Genomic DNA, 14,952 nt, shown 5'->3' with positions numbered 1-14,952 from the left:
GCATGGAGCACGCACCGGCCTGGCTCGTCAACTCGCTGATCTATCTGGGCGCTGCCGTGCTCGTGGTGCCGCTGTCGAAGGCCCTGGGGCTGGGCTCGATCATCGGCTACCTGGTGGCCGGCATCGCGATCGGGCCCTGGGGCCTGGGCCTGGTCACCAACGTCGAGGACATCCTGCATTTCGCCGAATTCGGCGTCGTCCTGATGCTGTTCCTGGTCGGCCTCGAACTGGAGCCCAAACGCCTCTGGAGCCTGCGCCGGCCGATCTTCGGCTGGGGCTCGGCCCAGGTCCTGGGCTGCGCCGCGGTGCTGTTCCTGGCCGGCTGGGCCGCCGGCGCGAGCTGGCGCGTGTCGCTGGTGGCGGCGCTCGGGCTGGCACTGTCGTCGACCGCGATCGCGCTGCAGGTGTTCGGCGAGCGCAACCTGCTCCTGACGCCGAGCGGCCAGGCCGGCTTCTCGATCCTGCTGTTCCAGGACGTCGCGGCGATCCCGATCCTGGCGCTGCTGCCGCTGCTGGCCGTCGGCTCCGACGCCGGACCGGCCATGACCGGATGGGACCGGACGCTCGAGGGGCTCAAGATCGTGGGCGTGATCGCCGCCATCGTGGTCGGCGGCCGGCTCGCCTTGCGACCGCTGCTGCGCTGGATCGCGCGCAGCAACACGCCCGAGATCTTCACCGCCACCTCGCTGCTGCTGGTGGTGGCGATCGCCGCGCTGATGCAGTTCATCGGCCTGTCGATGGCGCTCGGCGCCTTCCTGGCCGGCGTGCTGCTGGCCGAAAGCGAGTACCGGCGCGAGCTCGAGACCGACATCGAGCCCTTCAAGGGGCTGCTGCTCGGCCTCTTCTTCATCGCGGTCGGCATGAGCATCGACTTCGGCGTGCTGCTCGAGCGGCCCGGCCTCATGGCGCTGGTGGTGATCGGCTTCCTGCTGATCAAGTTCGGCGTCATCTACGCCCTGGCCAAGGCGATGGCGGTGCCCTACCAGCAGCGGCCGGTGTTCACGCTGCTGCTGGCGCAGGGTGGCGAGTTCGCCTTCGTGGTGTTCCAGGCCGCCGGGCCCAACGTGCTTCCGCATGGCGTGGCCTCCTTCCTGATCGCCGCGGTGGCGCTCTCGATGCTGGTCTCGCCGCTGTTGCTGGTGGTGATCGACAAGTGGGTGCTGCCGCGCTACAGCGCGCATGCGCCGACCACGATGGAGGAGATCTCCGAGCAGCAGGATGCCAAGGTGGTGATCTGCGGCTTCGGCCGCTATGGCCAGATCATGGGCCGCATGCTGTTTGCGCAGAACCTCGATGTCACGGTGCTCGACCACGACCCCGACACCATCGAGAGCCTGCGCGAGTTCGGCTTCCGGGTCTTCTACGGCGACGCCACGCGGCTGGACCTGCTGCGCACCGCCGGCGCCGGCACCGCCAAGGTGCTGGTGGTGGCGGTCGACGACATGGAGCAGTCGCTGAAGATCGTCGACCTGGCACAGGAGCATTTCCCGCAGGCCCGGCTGGTGGTGCGCGCGCGCAACATCACGCACCTCTACCAGTTGCTCGATCGCAAGGTGGAGTTCATCGAACGCGAGGTCTTCGAGTCGTCATTGCGCAGCGCGCGCTCGGTGCTCGAGGTGCTGGGCTGGCCGGCGCACGAGGCGCGCGAGACCGCGATGCGCTTCCGCTTCCGGAACATCCAGTTGATGCACGAAACCTACCCGCACTACAAGGGCGACCGGGCCAAGCTGATCGCGGTCGCGAAGAAGGGCCGGCAGCAGTTCCAGGAACAGATGGCTCGCGAGCGCGAGGAGCGGCGCCGGCGCTCCTGGGACCCGGAGAGAACCGAACAGGAACAGCTCCCCTGAGCCCGGGCGGGGCTACTGGTCGAGCTTCAGCAGCCGCACCGCGTTGCCCTTCAGGATGCCTGGCATCACCTCGGGCTTGAAGCCGGCGTCCTCGAAATCCTTGAGCCAGCGGTCGGGCGTGATCAGCGGATAGTCGCTCGCGAACAGCACGCGGTCCTTCAGCAGCGTGTTGGCGTATTGCACCAGCTGCTTCGGAAAGTACTTGGGGCTCCAGCCCGACAGGTCGATCCAGACGTTGGGCTTGTGGGTCGCCACGCTGAGCGCCTCGTCCTGCCACGGGAAGCTCGGGTGCGCCATCACGATCTGCATGTCAGGGAAGTCGATCGCGACGTCGTCCAGGTGCATCGGGTTGCTGTACTCGAGCCTGAGGCCGCCGCCGCAGCGCATGCCCGAGCCGATGCCGCTGTGGCCGGTGTGGAAGACGGCGGGCAGCGCGTATTCGGCGATCACCTCGTAGATCGGCCAGGCCATCTTGTCGTACGGGTGGTAGCCCTGCACCGTGGGGTGGAACTTGAAGCCCTTGACGCCGTATTCCTCGATCAGGCGGCGGGCTTCGCGCGCGCCCATCTTGCCCTTGTGCGGGTCGATGCTGGCGAAGGCGATCATGATGTCCGAGTTCTTCTGCGCGGCCTCGGCGATCTCCTCGTTCGGAATGCGGCGACGGCCCATGTTCGACTCGGCGTCGACCATGAACATCACCAGCCCGATCTTGCGCTCGCGGTAGTAGTCGACGCTCTCCTGGATGGTCGGGCGGCGGCCCGACTTGAAGTACTTGTCGGCGGCGCGGTCGTACTCCTCGCCGTAGTTGTCGAAGGGATTCCAGCAGCTCACCTCGGCGTGCGTGTGAGTGTCGATCGCGATCAGGTTCTGGTGGTCCATGGGGGTTGTCTCCGAACGGTTTGCAGCCTAGGGTAAATCCTTACGCCGCACACCATCATGCGGCTTGAATTGATTATTTTTCATAACCATAATCGATCGTACTCCGGAATGCAATCATGACCTCCACCGACCTCCATCTCGACATCCAGGACGACATCGCCATCATCCGCCTCGCGCGCGGCGCCAAGCGCAACGCGCTGTCCGACGGGCTGATCCTGGCGCTGCGCGACGCCTTCGAAAAACTCCCCGCCACCGTGCGCGCCGCGGTGATCGATGGCGAGGGCCCGCACTTCTGTGCCGGCCTGGACCTCTCCGAACTCCAGGAGCGCGACGCCGGCCAGGGCCTGCAGCATTCGCGCATGTGGCATGCGGCGCTCGAGTTCGTGCAGCACGGCCCGGTGCCGGTGATCGCGGCGCTGCACGGCGCGGTGGTCGGCGGCGGGCTCGAGCTGGCGAGCGCCTGCCACATCCGCGTGGCCGACAGCACCACCTTCTACGCGCTGCCCGAGGGCTCGCGCGGCATCTTCGTCGGCGGCGGCGGTTCGGTGCGGATCCCCAAGCTGATCGGCGCCGCCCGCATGACGGACATGATGATGACCGGCCGGGTCTACAACGCCGAGGATGGCGAGCGCGCCGGTTTCGCCCAGTACCTGGTGCCCGAAGGCACGGCCTTCGACAAGGCGCTGGAACTGGCCAAGCGCGTGGCGACCAATGCGCCGCTGACCAACTACGCGCTGATGCACGCGCTGCCGCGCATCGCCGAGCAGCCGGCCGACCACGGCTTCTTCACCGAAGCCCTGATGGCCGGCATCGCGCAGAGCGCGCCCGAGGCCAAGGAGCGCGTGCGCGCCTTCCTGGACGGCAAGGCGGCCAAGGTCCAGAAGAGCTGAGACAAACCGAGGATTTCCCATGCAAGCCCCCCGTCCGACGCTCCAGACGCCAAGCTACCGCCCCGTCACCTTCGGCGTGCGCCGCGTCAACGTGCGCGACGGCGCGGCGGGCGTGCGCTACCTCGAGGCGGCCGAGCCGCTCCAGAGCTACGCCGAGCGCATCACCGATCGCTTCATGCACTGGGCCGAAACGGCACCCGACCGCAGCTTCATGGCACGGCGCGAACAACTGCCCGACGGCAGCACCGGCGAGTGGCAGCACCTGAGTTACGCCCGGGCGCTGCAGGACGCACGCCGCATCGGCCAGGCGCTGCTCAACCGCGGCCTCGACGCCGAGCGGCCGGTCATGATCCTGAGCGAGAACAGCCTCGAGCATGCCCAGCTGGCGCTCGGCTGCATCTACGCCGGCGTTCCATACTGCCCGGCCTCGCCCGCCTACTCGACCGTCAGCCAGGACTACGAGAAGCTGCGCCACATCGTCGACACGCTGACCCCCGGCCTGGTGTTCGCGAGCGATGCCGCGCGCTTCGGCCGCGCCATCGCCGCGGTGGTTCCGGCCGATGTCGAGGTGGTGCTGCAGCGCGGCCACGGCGGCGCCGGCGACCCGGGCACGCCCGCGCCCGAGCTGGCCGGCCGCGCCCTCACCTCCTTCGACAGCCTGCTCGCCACGCCCGCCACCCACGCGGTCGACGCCGCCATGGCGGCCACCGGGCCGGACACCATCACCAAGTTCCTGTTCACCTCGGGCTCGACCAAGATGCCCAAGGCGGTGGTCAACACCCAGCGCATGTGGTGCGCCAACCAGGTGCAGATCGCGCAGTCGATGCCGGCCCTGGCGGAGGAGCCGCCGGTGCTGGTCGACTGGCTGCCGTGGAACCACACCTTCGGCAGCAACCACAACGTCGGCATCACGATCTACCACGGCGGCACGCTCTACATCGACGACGGCAAGCCGACGCCGGCGCTGATGGGCGAGACGCTGCGCAACCTGCGCGAGATCGCGCCGACCGTGTACTTCAACGTGCCGACCGGCTTCGAGGCCATCGCGCAGGCCATGCAGACCGATGCGCTGCTGCGCAAAACGCTGCTGTCGCGCGTGCGCATGTTCTTCTACTCCGGCGCCGCGCTGGCGCAGCCGATCTGGGACCTGCTGCACCAGATCCAGGAAGCCGAGATCGGCGAGCGCATCGTGATGGCGACCGGCCTCGGCATGACCGAGTCGGGCCCCTCGGCGATGTTCATCAACAGCCCGGACGTGCGCGCCGGCGACGTCGGCGTGCCGACGCCCGGCATGACGCTCAAGCTGATCGATGTCGACGGCAAGGTCGAGGTGCGCTACCGCGGCCCCAACGTCACGCCAGGCTACTGGCGCTCGCCGGAAGCCACGCGCGAGGCCTTCGACGAAGAGGGCTTCCTGTGCACCGGCGATGCCGTGCGATGGATCGACGACGCCGACATCCACCGCGGCCTGCGCTTCGACGGCCGCATTGCCGAGGACTTCAAGCTCGCCACCGGGACCTTCGTGAGCGTCGGCCCGCTGCGCGCGAAGATCAACACCGCCGGCGCCCCCTACGTGCACGACGCGGTGCTGACCGGCATCAACCTGAAGGAAGTCGGCGCGCTGATCTTCCCGACCCCGGCGCTGCGGACGCTGGCCGGCCTGGCGCCCGACGCGACCCTGCAGCAGGTGGCCGAGAGCGCGCCGGTGCAAACCTGGCTGCAGCATCTGCTGGACACGCTCGCGGCCGCCAGCACCGGCAGCGCCAATCGCATCGCGCGCGCCCACATCATTGCCGAGCCGCCCTCGATCGACAAGGGCGAAGTGACCGACAAGGGCTCGATCAACCAGCGCGCCGTGCTCAAGCACCGCGCCGCGCTGGCCGACGCCCTGCATGCCGGGACGCTGCCCTTCACGCTCAAGCCCCACTGAGACCCAACCCACAAGGAGACGAAGCATGAACATCCAGGGACAAGCCGCACTCGTGACCGGCGGCGCATCCGGCCTCGGCGAAGCCACGGCGCGCGAGCTCGCGCGGCTCGGCGCCAAGGTCGCGGTGCTCGACGTCAATGCCGGCCTGGCGGAGAAGGTCGCCGCCGACATCGGCGGCGTCGCCTGCATCTGCGACATCACCGACACCGACAGCGTCAACGCCGCGCTCGACAAGGCCGAGGCCGCGCACGGCCCGGCCCGCATCCTCATGAACGTGGCCGGCATCGGCAGCGCCAAGCGGATCGTCGGCAAGGACGGCCAGGCCGCGCCGCTCGAGGACTTCGTGCGGGTGGTCCACATCAACCTGATCGGCGCCTACAACGTCAGCCGCCTCTATGCGGCGCGCTGCGCCAGGCTGGCTCCGAACGAAGGCGGCGAACGCGGCGTGATGCTGTTCACCGCCTCGGTCGCGGCCTTCGACGGCCAGGTCGGCCAGCAGGCCTACAGCGCCTCGAAGGGCGGGCTGGTGGGCATGACGCTGCCGATGGCGCGCGACCTCGCGCAGCACGGCATCCGCGTCTGCACGATCGCGCCGGGCCTGTTCGCGACGCCGCTGCTGAAGACCCTGCCGGAGCCGATCCAGCAGTCGCTCGCCGCCTCGATCCCGTTCCCGCCGCGCCTGGGCGATCCGGCGGAGTTCGCCGCCCTGGCCTGCCACATCGTCACCAACGGCCACCTCAACGGCGAGGTGATCCGCCTCGACGGCGCCCTGCGCATGGCGCCGCGCTGAGCCGCCCACCACCCCGTTTTCCCGTTCGCCCTTCCTGGAGACACGTCATGAACATCAAGAAAAGCATCCTCGCCGCCGCCCTGGCCGCCGGCCTCTTCGGCGCCGCCCATGCCGACCTCACGGTCGGCGTCGTGCTGCCGCTGACCGGCCCGGCCTCGGGCCTGGGCATCCCGGTCAAGAACCAGATCGCGCTGTGGCCCAAGACCATCGCCGGCGAGAACCTCAAGGTCGTGGTGCTCGACGATGCCACCGACCCGACCACGGGCGTCAAGGACACGCAGCGCCTGGTGACCGAGGACAAGGTCGACGTCATCATCGGCTCGGCCGCGACGCCGGTGGCGATCCCGATGGCCGACGTGGCGGCGGAATCGGGCACGGTGCAGCTCGCCGCCTCGCCGGCTGGACTGCCGCCCGGCAAGGACAAGTGGACCTTCCGGCTGCCGCAGTCCAACGACGTCATGGCCTATGCCGTGGTCCAGCACATGAAGTCGCAGAAGGTCAAGACCATCGGCTTCCTCGGCTACACCGACGCCTACGGCGAACTCTGGCTCAAGGCGCTGACCGCCGAGGCCGAGAAGAACGGCATGAAGGTGGTCGCCACCGAGCGCTTCGGCCGGGCCGACACCAGCGTCACCGCCCAGGTGCTCAAGCTCACCTCGGCCAACCCCGACGCGATCCTGATCGTCGCCTCCGGCAGCGGCGCCGGCATGCCGCAGAAGGCGGTGATGGAGCGCGGCTTCAAGGGCAAGGTCTACCAGACGCACGCCGCCGCCACGCAGGACCTGATGCGCACCGCCGGCAAGGATGCCGAAGGCACCTTCGTCGTCTCGGGCCCGGCCACCGTGGCCGAGCAGCTGCCCGACGCCCACCCGTCGAAGCAGGCGGCGGTGGCGTTCGTGCAGCAGTACGAGAAGGCCTACGGCCCGGCCTCGCGCAACCAGTTCGCCGGCCACGGCGCCGATGCGCTGACGGTGCTCGAGAAGGCGGTGCCGATCGCCCTCAAGAAGGGCAAGCCCGGCACGCCGGAATTCCGCGCCGCGCTGCGCGACGCCATGGAGACCATGGGCCGCACCGTGCTCGCGCACGGCGTGCTGAACTGGACGCCCGACAACCACTGGGGCTACACCAACGAGACCGGCGTCATGCTGAAGGTCGTCAACGGCCAGTTCAAGGTCGAGCAGCCGCAGTAAACGCGCAACGCAGCCAGCGCCGAAGCCCCGCCATGGATTTCTCAATCGCCAGCATCCTGACGCTGGACGGACTCACGAACGGGGCGATCTACGCGCTGCTGGGCATGGGTATCGTGCTCGTGTTCACGGTCACCCGCGTCATCTTCATTCCGCAGGGCGAGTTCGTCGCCTACGGCGCGCTCACGCTCGCCATCTTCCAGACCGGCAAGGTGCCCGGCACGGTCTGGCTGCTGCTGATTCTGGCGGCCGTCGCCGCGCTCATGGAGCTCGTCGGCACCTGGCGCCACCGCGGCCGGGCCGGGCCGGCCCTGGTGGCCGCCGCGCGCATGTTCGTGCTGCCGGCTGTCGTCTGCGCCGTCTCGGCGTGGGCGGCACCGCGCAATCTGCCGCTGGCCGTCCAGGCCTTTCTCACGCTGTGCATCGTCACGGCGTTCGGGCCGCTGGTCTACCGCGTTGCCTACCAGTCGCTCGCCGGCGCCAGTTCGCTGGTGCTGCTGATCGTCTCGGTCGGCGTGCATTTCGCCATGACCGGGCTCGGCCTGCTGTTCTTCGGGGCCGAGGGCTTTCGCAACCCGTCGTTCTGGGACGACCGGTTCTCGGTCGGCCCGCTGAACGTCAACGGGCAGGCCGTGATCATCTTCCTCGCCTCCGCGGCGCTGATCGTGATGCTGTGGCTCTACTTCGAGCGCACCCTCTACGGCAAGGCCCTGCGGGCGACGGCCGTGAACCGGCTCGGTGCGCGACTGATGGGCATCTCCACCCAGGCGGCCGGGCAGCTCACCTTCGCGATGGCGGCGCTGATCGGCGCGCTGTCGGGCCTGCTGATCGGGCCGACCACCACGATCTTCTACGACTCCGGCTTCCTGATCGGCCTCAAGGGCTTCGTCGCCGGCGTGATCGGCGGCCTCGCGAGCTATCCGGGCGCGCTGCTCGGCGCGCTGGCGGTCGGCGTGATCGAGTCCTTCGGCTCGTTCTGGGCCAGCTCGTTCAAGGAAGTGATCGTGTTCACCATCATCCTGCCGGTGCTGCTGTGGCGCTCGCTCACCAGCGCCCACACGGACGAGGAACACTGAAATGAAACACCCCCCGAAGCGCCTGCGGCGCCTCCCCCCTCAAGGGGGGCGATACCGGCGGCCCGGCAAAGCCGGTTCCGCGGTATCCCTGGCATTTGGCTGCGCCGGTTTCACGCGTCGCGGGTCACGCGATCACGTGGTGGAGCACTGACATGGACGCCATCCTGAATCCCGCGGCCGCCACGCGGCCCGCCAGGAGCCGCTTGCGTACCTGGGGCCCGCTGGCGCTGGTCGCGCTGCTGGTCGCCCTGCCGCTGCTGCCGCTGCCCAACTTCTGGATCATCCAGCTCAACTACATCGGCATCTACACGCTGCCGGTGCTGGGGCTGGTGCTGCTCACCGGCGTCGGCGGGCTGACCTCCTTCGGCCAGGCGGCGTTCGTGGGCATCGGCGCCTACACCACCGCCTACCTGAGCGTGAACTTCGGCTTCTCGCCGTGGCTCACGCTGTTCGTCGGCCTGGCGCTGACCGGCATCAGCGCCGCGATCATCGGCGGCATCACGCTGCGCATGTCGGGACACTACCTGCCGCTCGCCACCATCGCCTGGGCGCTGGCGCTCTACTACCTGATGGGCAACCTCGAGGCGCTGGGCAAGTACGACGGCATCCTGGGCGTCAAGGGACTCACGCTGTTCGGCCTGGAAGTCGGCCAGCAGCGGGTGTTCTATGCGGTGGTCTGGACCTTCTCGCTGGTCGCCTGCTTCGCGGTGATCCGCCTGCTCGATTCGCGCAGCGGCCGGGCCATCCGGTCCCTCGCCGGCGGCTCGCAGATGGCCGAGGCGATGGGCGTGAACACGCTGCGCTTCAAGGTCGGCATCTTCGTGCTGGCGGCGCTGCTGGCTTCGCTCTCGGGCTGGCTCTTCGCGCATTTCCAGCGCACCGTGAACCCTTCGCCCTTCGGCCTCAAGATGGGCATCGAGTACCTCTTCATGGTGGTGCTCGGGGGCGCGGCCCACGTCTGGGGCGCGATCGCCGGCGCCGGCGTCGTCAAGCTGCTCGAAGACCAGCTGCAGGTGCTGCTGCCCAGGCTGATCGGCACCAGCGGCAGCTATGAGCTGATCGTCTTCGGCATCCTGATCGTGCTGGTGCTCAAGTACCTGCCCGACGGCCTGTGGGACTTCATCGACCGCCGGCTGCCGCGCCCGCAGCGCCCGGTCGACTGGCGCGATGCGGCCGACCTGCCGGCGCGCGCCAAGCCGGCCGCCGGCGAGGTGGTGCTCGACGTGCAGGCGATCCGCAAGACCTTCGGCGGCCTGGTGGCGGTCAATGACATCAGCTTCCAGACCCGGGCCGGCCAGGTGGTCGGCCTGATCGGACCCAACGGCGCCGGCAAGTCGACCACCTTCAATCTCGTCACCGGCGTGCTCGGCCTGAGCGGCGGCGCCGTGCGATTTCGCGGCGAGGCGATCGGCGGCCTGTCCTCGCGCGCCATCGCCGAGCGCGGCGTCTCGCGCACCTTCCAGCACGTGAAGATGGTGCCCGACATGACGGTGCTCGAGAACGTCGCACTCGGCGCCCACCTGCGCGGCCGCAAGGGCGCGATCGCGGCCATGCTCCACACCGACCGCGCCGAGGAGCGCGAGCTGCTGCGCGAGGCCGAGCGCCAGCTGCAGCGCGTGGGCATGGGCGAATGGATGCACGAGCTGGCCGGCAACCTGGCGATGGGCCAGCAGCGCCTGCTGGAAATCGCGCGCGCCCTGTGCGCCGACCCGGCCCTGCTGCTGCTCGACGAGCCGGCCGCCGGCCTGCGCCATAAGGAGAAGAAGGCACTCGCCGACGTGTTGCGCAGCCTGCGCGCATCGGGCATGAGCATCCTGCTGGTTGAACACGACATGGACCTGGTGATGGACATCTGCGACCGCATCGTGGTGATGGAATTCGGCACCCACCTGATGGAGGGCACGCCGGCCGAGGTGCAGCAAAGCCCGAAGGTGCGCGCCGCCTACCTTGGGACCGAACACTAGGATGAAACACCCCCGAAGCGCCTGCGGCGCCTCCCCCTCAAGGGGGCGATACCAGCGGCCCGGCAAAGCCGGTTCCGCGGTATCCCTGGCATTTGGCCGCGCCGGTTTCATGCGTCGCGGGTCACGCGATCGCTTGTTGGAACACTGACATGAGTACTCCCCTTCTCCGAATCCACGACCTGCGCGCCGGCTACGGCCGCGCCGAGGTGCTGCACGGCATCGACCTGCAGGCGGGCGAAGGCAGCGTCGTGACCGTGATCGGCCCCAACGGCGCCGGCAAGTCGACCCTGCTCAACGCCCTCATGGGCGTGCTGCCCGCCAAGGGAACCATCGAATTCCGCGGCCAGCCGATCGGCGGCCTGTCGCTCGAGGAGCGCGTGATGCTGGGCATCGCGCTGGTGCCCGAGAAGCGCGAGCTGTTCGCCACCATGCCGGTCGAAGACAACCTGGTGCTCGGCGCGTTCCGGCAGGTGCGACTGCGCAACCGCGAATGGCGCGACCAGATCGAGCAGGTCTACGCGCTCTTCCCGCGCCTGAAGGAACGCCGGGCGCAGCTGGCCGGCACGCTGTCGGGCGGCGAGCGCCAGATGCTGGCGGTCGGCCGCGCACTGATGTCGCGGCCCACGCTCCTGATGCTCGACGAGCCCAGCCTCGGACTCGCGCCCCTGGTCGTGCAGGAGATCTTCCGCACCGTCAGCGCGCTGCGCGCCACCGGCGTGACGATCCTGCTGGTCGAGCAGAACGCGCGCGCGGCCCTCGAGGTCGCCGACCACGGCTACGTGCTCGAGATGGGCAGCGTCAGCGCCGAAGGCGAGGCCCGCGCGCTCGCGGGCGACTCGCGCGTCATCGACACCTACCTGGGAGCGGCCCGGGCCTGAGCGACTGCAAGCAGGAGACACGATGAAGACCACCCCACGCAGCCATCTCCGACTCGGCGCCGTGGCGCTGGCCGGCGCTGCCCTGCTCGCCGCCTGCGCCGGCGGCGGCCGGACGGCACCGACCCCTCCGCTCGCCGCGGCCCGGCCCGGCACGCTGCTGTCATGCGGCGCGCTCGCGGCCAGCGAAGCGCCACCGGGCACGGTGTACACCCAGGCCGTGGCGGTGCCGGCCGGCACGGTCGCGCTGGGCAACGCCAGCGTGCCGGTTCCGGCCCACTGCCTGGTCCAGGGCCGCATGAACGAGCGCATCGGACCGGTCGACGGCAAGCGCTACGCGATCGGCTTCGAGATGCGGCTTCCGGTGGCCTGGAACGGCCGCTTCTTCTACCAGGCCAACGGTGGCCTCGATGGCGTGGTCGTGCCGGCGGTCGGCGGCATCGGCGGCGGTGCGCCCGTGACGAACGCCCTGCAACTGGGCTTCGCGGTCATCAGCTCCGATGCCGGCCATGCCGGCTCGCTCGGCCCCGCCTTCGGCCTCGATCCGCAGGCGCGGCTCGACTACGGCTACAACGCGGTCGCGCAGCTCACGCCGATGGCCAAGAACCTGATCAACCAGGCCTACGGCCGCGGCCCCGACCGGTCCTATTTCGGCGGCTGCTCGAACGGCGGCCGGCACGCGATGGTGGCCGCCGCACGCGCATCCAGCCAGTACGACGGCATCCTCGCGGGCGATCCCGGCTACAACCTGCCGCGCGCCGCGGTGGCGCAGCTCTATGGCGCCCAGCAGTACGCCAAGGTGGCGACCGCGACCACGCCCGCCGGCCTGCCAGACCTGCAAAGCGCGTTCACGCCGGCCGAGTTGCAGCGGGTGTCCGAGCGCGTGCTGGCGCGCTGCGATGCGCTCGACGGCCTGGCGGACGGCATCGTTTCCGACGTCAAGGCCTGCCAGACGCGCTTCGACCTGCAGCGCGACGTGCCGACCTGCACCGGCGCGCGCGACGGCCAATGCCTGACGGCCGCGCAGAAGAGCGCCCTTGGCAACGTGTTCACGGGTGCGCGCAACAGCGCCGGCAAGCCGATCTACAGCAGCTTCCCCTTCGACGCCGGGATCGGCGGCAGCAACTGGCGCGAATGGAAGTTCTCGAGCGCCCAGACCCGGGACCCGGGCGCCGTGGGCTTCATCTTCACATCGCCGCCGCTGGCCACAAGGCCGGGCGGGCTCGCCTTCGCGCTCGGCTTCGACATGGACCGGGACGCGCCGCTGATCGACGCCACCGACCCCGTCTACCGCCAATCGGCGATGGCCTTCATGGCACCGCCCGACGCCTCGAAGCTGACGGCCCTTCGCGAGCGCGGCGGCAAGCTGATCGTCTACCACGGCACCAGCGACCCGGTGTTCTCGTCCGACGACACCGCCGCCTGGTACGAGCGGCTGCAGGCGAGCCATGGCGGCGACGCCTCGGCGTTCGCGCGCTACTTCCCGGTTCCGGGCATGAACCATTGCGCGGGCGGCCCCGCCACGGACCAGTTCGACATGCTGAGCGCGCTGGTCGACTGGGTCGAGCGAGGCCAGGCGCCCGCGTCCGTGGTGGCTAGCGCGCGCGGCCCCGGCACGGCGAGCGTCAACCCCGAAGTGCCGGCCAGCTGGTCGGCGCGGCGCACGCGTCCGCTGTGCCCCTACCCCCAAGTCGCGGTCTACACCGGCGGCGATGCCGAATCCGCGGCCAGCTTCGCCTGCCGCGCGTCCTGAGATACCCCTGACGATGAACTACCGACCCCGCCCCGACGACGTGCGCGCCATCCTGGACACGGTGCTCGGCAGCGTGCCGCGCCTGAGCGCGCTGCCTGCGTTCGCCGAATTCGACCAGGCCCTGCAGGCGCAGGTGCTCGACGAGGCCGGCAAGTTCGTCGCCGAGGTCATCGCGCCGCTGAACCGCAGCGGCGACGAGGTCGGATGCCGCCTTGTCGATGGCAGCGTCCTCACGCCGCCTGGTTTTCGCGAGGCCTACCGGGCCTTCGTCGACGGCGGCTGGCCCGCGCTCGCCGCCGCACCCGAGGACGGCGGCCAGGGCCTGCCGGCGGTGCTCGAGGCCGTCCTGTTCGAATGGCTCAGCGCCGCCAACCACGGCCTCACGATGGCCCCGGGGCTGCTGCATGGCGCCTACGAGTGCCTCAAGCACCACGGCAGCGAAGACCTGAAGCAGCGCTACCTGTCGAAGATCGCGACCGGCGAATGGCTGGCTACCATGTGCCTGACCGAAGCCCATGCCGGCAGCGACCTGGGCCAGGTGCGCACTCGCGCGGCGCCGCAAGCCGACGGCAGCTTCCGCGTCGCCGGCGGCAAGATCTTCATCTCGGGCGGCGAGCACGACCTCACGGACAACATCGTGCACCTGGTGCTGTGCCGGATGCCCGATGCACCGGCCGGTCCCAAGGGGCTTTCTCTGGTTCTGGTACCCAAGCGGTTGCCCGACGGGTCTCGCAATGCGGTGCACTGCGAGCGCATCGAGGAAAAGATGGGCCTGCACGGCAGCTCGACCTGCGTGATGCGCTTCGACGATGCCACCGGCTGGCTGATCGGCGAGCCGAACCGGGGGCTGGCGGCGATGTTCGTGATGATGAATGCGGCCCGGCTGCATGTGGCGCTGCAGGGCATCGGCCTGCTCGACGCCGCCTGGCAAAAGGCCGACGCCTACGCCCATGAACGGCGCCAGATGCGGGCACCCGGCCCGGCACCGGCGAGCCGGGGCAGCGAGGCCGCCGACCTGGTGGCCGAGCATCCGGCGATTCGCCGCATCCTCGACACGCAGCGCGCCTGGATCGACGGCGCCCGCGTGATCGCCTACCGCACGGCGATGCAACTCGACGTCGCGCGCCACGACAGCGATCCAAAGGCGCGGGATCGCGCGCAGCGCTGGTGCGCGCTGGTCACGCCGGTGCTCAAGGCGGCCTGCACGCAGCAGGCTTTCCACGGCGCCAGCGAGTGCCTGCAAGTCTTCGGCGGCCATGGCTATGTGCGCGAATGGGGCATCGAGCAGGTGGTGCGCGACTCGCGCGTGACGATGATCTACGAGGGCACCAATGAAATCCAGGCGATCGACCTGCTGGTGCGCAAGGTGCTGGCCGATGGCGGCGCCGGCATGTCGGGCCTCTTGATCGAGCTGCGCGACGAGCTCGACGCCGCGCGCGACATCGATGCCGACGTGCAGCGCCGCCTGGCGCAGTTGCGCTACCTGACGACCACCGTCGCCATGGCTTCGCAGGCCAACGCCGCCCTCCCCTTCGAGGTCGCCGACGACTACCTGCGGGTGGTCATGCTCGCGCTGCTGGCCTGGGCCTGGGCGCGCATCGGGCGCACCTCGCCCGACCCCGCCCGCGGGTCGGCCCCCGAAGCGGCCTTCCGCCGCTGGGTGCTGCCGGAGTTCGAGATGCGGCTCGGCATCGTCAAGCGGGCCTGCGAGGCACAACAGGCTTCTGCCTGAGTCACACACGACGGGCCGCCGAGCAGTTA

Annotated in this window: 11 protein-coding genes; 10 read left to right on the top strand and 1 reads right to left on the bottom strand. The window is 69.8% G+C overall.

Annotated features, from left to right (window positions below; translation table 11 throughout):
- The first annotated feature begins 2 nt into the window (after positions 1-2).
- Complete coding sequence (kefC, locus tag AC1D2O_RS11725; RefSeq protein WP_478090086.1) at positions 3-1,847, top strand: glutathione-regulated potassium-efflux system protein KefC; 1,845 nt, start codon at positions 3-5, stop codon at positions 1,845-1,847.
- A 12-nt stretch (positions 1,848-1,859) separates the two neighbouring features.
- On the opposite strand, the gene AC1D2O_RS11720 is transcribed toward kefC, so the two are convergent.
- Complete coding sequence (locus AC1D2O_RS11720) at positions 1,860-2,726, bottom strand: amidohydrolase family protein (protein ID WP_478090087.1); 867 nt, start codon at positions 2,724-2,726, stop codon at positions 1,860-1,862.
- Positions 2,727-2,842: 116 nt separating this feature from the next.
- Between AC1D2O_RS11720 and AC1D2O_RS11715 the strand changes: the two genes are divergently transcribed.
- The 9 genes from AC1D2O_RS11715 to AC1D2O_RS11675 all read left to right on the top strand — a co-directional run bounded on the left by AC1D2O_RS11715 (position 2,843) and on the right by AC1D2O_RS11675 (position 14,923).
- Entirely contained in the window at positions 2,843-3,616 is a 774-nt protein-coding gene (locus AC1D2O_RS11715; RefSeq protein ID WP_478090088.1) for a crotonase/enoyl-CoA hydratase family protein, read from the top strand.
- A gap of 19 nt (positions 3,617-3,635) precedes the next feature.
- Positions 3,636-5,546: a feruloyl-CoA synthase gene (locus AC1D2O_RS11710; RefSeq protein ID WP_478157041.1), complete on the top strand. Its 1,911-nt coding sequence runs from the start codon at positions 3,636-3,638 to the stop codon at positions 5,544-5,546.
- 25 nt (positions 5,547-5,571) lie between these two features.
- Positions 5,572-6,336 (top strand): SDR family NAD(P)-dependent oxidoreductase, encoded by a 765-nt coding sequence (locus tag AC1D2O_RS11705; RefSeq protein WP_478090646.1) that lies wholly within the window; start codon positions 5,572-5,574, stop codon positions 6,334-6,336.
- Between the two features lie 47 nt (positions 6,337-6,383).
- Positions 6,384-7,526: an ABC transporter substrate-binding protein gene (locus AC1D2O_RS11700; RefSeq protein WP_478090647.1), complete on the top strand. Its 1,143-nt coding sequence runs from the start codon at positions 6,384-6,386 to the stop codon at positions 7,524-7,526.
- Positions 7,527-7,558: 32 nt separating this feature from the next.
- Positions 7,559-8,599 (top strand): branched-chain amino acid ABC transporter permease, encoded by a 1,041-nt coding sequence (locus AC1D2O_RS11695; protein WP_478090648.1) that lies wholly within the window; start codon positions 7,559-7,561, stop codon positions 8,597-8,599.
- 152 nt (positions 8,600-8,751) lie between these two features.
- Positions 8,752-10,563, top strand: a complete 1,812-nt coding sequence (locus tag AC1D2O_RS11690) for a branched-chain amino acid ABC transporter ATP-binding protein/permease (RefSeq protein WP_478157039.1) — start codon at positions 8,752-8,754, stop codon at positions 10,561-10,563.
- Between the two features lie 149 nt (positions 10,564-10,712).
- The gene (locus tag AC1D2O_RS11685) at positions 10,713-11,441 is read left to right on the top strand and encodes an ABC transporter ATP-binding protein (RefSeq protein ID WP_478157037.1); all 729 of its coding nucleotides are present in this window, start codon (positions 10,713-10,715) and stop codon (positions 11,439-11,441) included.
- 22 nt (positions 11,442-11,463) lie between these two features.
- Positions 11,464-13,191: a tannase/feruloyl esterase family alpha/beta hydrolase gene (locus AC1D2O_RS11680; protein ID WP_478090651.1), complete on the top strand. Its 1,728-nt coding sequence runs from the start codon at positions 11,464-11,466 to the stop codon at positions 13,189-13,191.
- 13 nt (positions 13,192-13,204) lie between these two features.
- On the top strand, positions 13,205-14,923 hold the full coding sequence (locus AC1D2O_RS11675; protein ID WP_478090652.1) for an acyl-CoA dehydrogenase family protein: 1,719 nt from the start codon (positions 13,205-13,207) through the stop codon (positions 14,921-14,923).
- The last annotated feature ends 29 nt before the right edge of the window (positions 14,924-14,952 follow it).

This window comes from Variovorax sp. P1_G12, from assembly GCF_056405555.1.
The sequence above is the reverse complement of the archived record's forward strand: the minus strand, read 5'-3'. Positions and strand labels throughout refer to the sequence as shown.

Bases quoted from the DNA above. Each gene is read 5' to 3' on its own strand.
- kefC (WP_478090086.1), top strand. From the start codon at position 3: ATGGAGCACGCACCGGCCTGGCTCGTCAACTCGCTGATCTATCTGGGC.
- AC1D2O_RS11720 (WP_478090087.1), bottom strand. From the start codon at position 2,726: ATGGACCACCAGAACCTGATCGCGATCGACACTCACACGCACGCCGAG.
- AC1D2O_RS11715 (WP_478090088.1), top strand. From the start codon at position 2,843: ATGACCTCCACCGACCTCCATCTCGACATCCAGGACGACATCGCCATC.
- AC1D2O_RS11710 (WP_478157041.1), top strand. From the start codon at position 3,636: ATGCAAGCCCCCCGTCCGACGCTCCAGACGCCAAGCTACCGCCCCGTC.
- AC1D2O_RS11705 (WP_478090646.1), top strand. From the start codon at position 5,572: ATGAACATCCAGGGACAAGCCGCACTCGTGACCGGCGGCGCATCCGGC.
- AC1D2O_RS11700 (WP_478090647.1), top strand. From the start codon at position 6,384: ATGAACATCAAGAAAAGCATCCTCGCCGCCGCCCTGGCCGCCGGCCTC.
- AC1D2O_RS11695 (WP_478090648.1), top strand. From the start codon at position 7,559: ATGGATTTCTCAATCGCCAGCATCCTGACGCTGGACGGACTCACGAAC.
- AC1D2O_RS11690 (WP_478157039.1), top strand. From the start codon at position 8,752: ATGGACGCCATCCTGAATCCCGCGGCCGCCACGCGGCCCGCCAGGAGC.
- AC1D2O_RS11685 (WP_478157037.1), top strand. From the start codon at position 10,713: ATGAGTACTCCCCTTCTCCGAATCCACGACCTGCGCGCCGGCTACGGC.
- AC1D2O_RS11680 (WP_478090651.1), top strand. From the start codon at position 11,464: ATGAAGACCACCCCACGCAGCCATCTCCGACTCGGCGCCGTGGCGCTG.
- AC1D2O_RS11675 (WP_478090652.1), top strand. From the start codon at position 13,205: ATGAACTACCGACCCCGCCCCGACGACGTGCGCGCCATCCTGGACACG.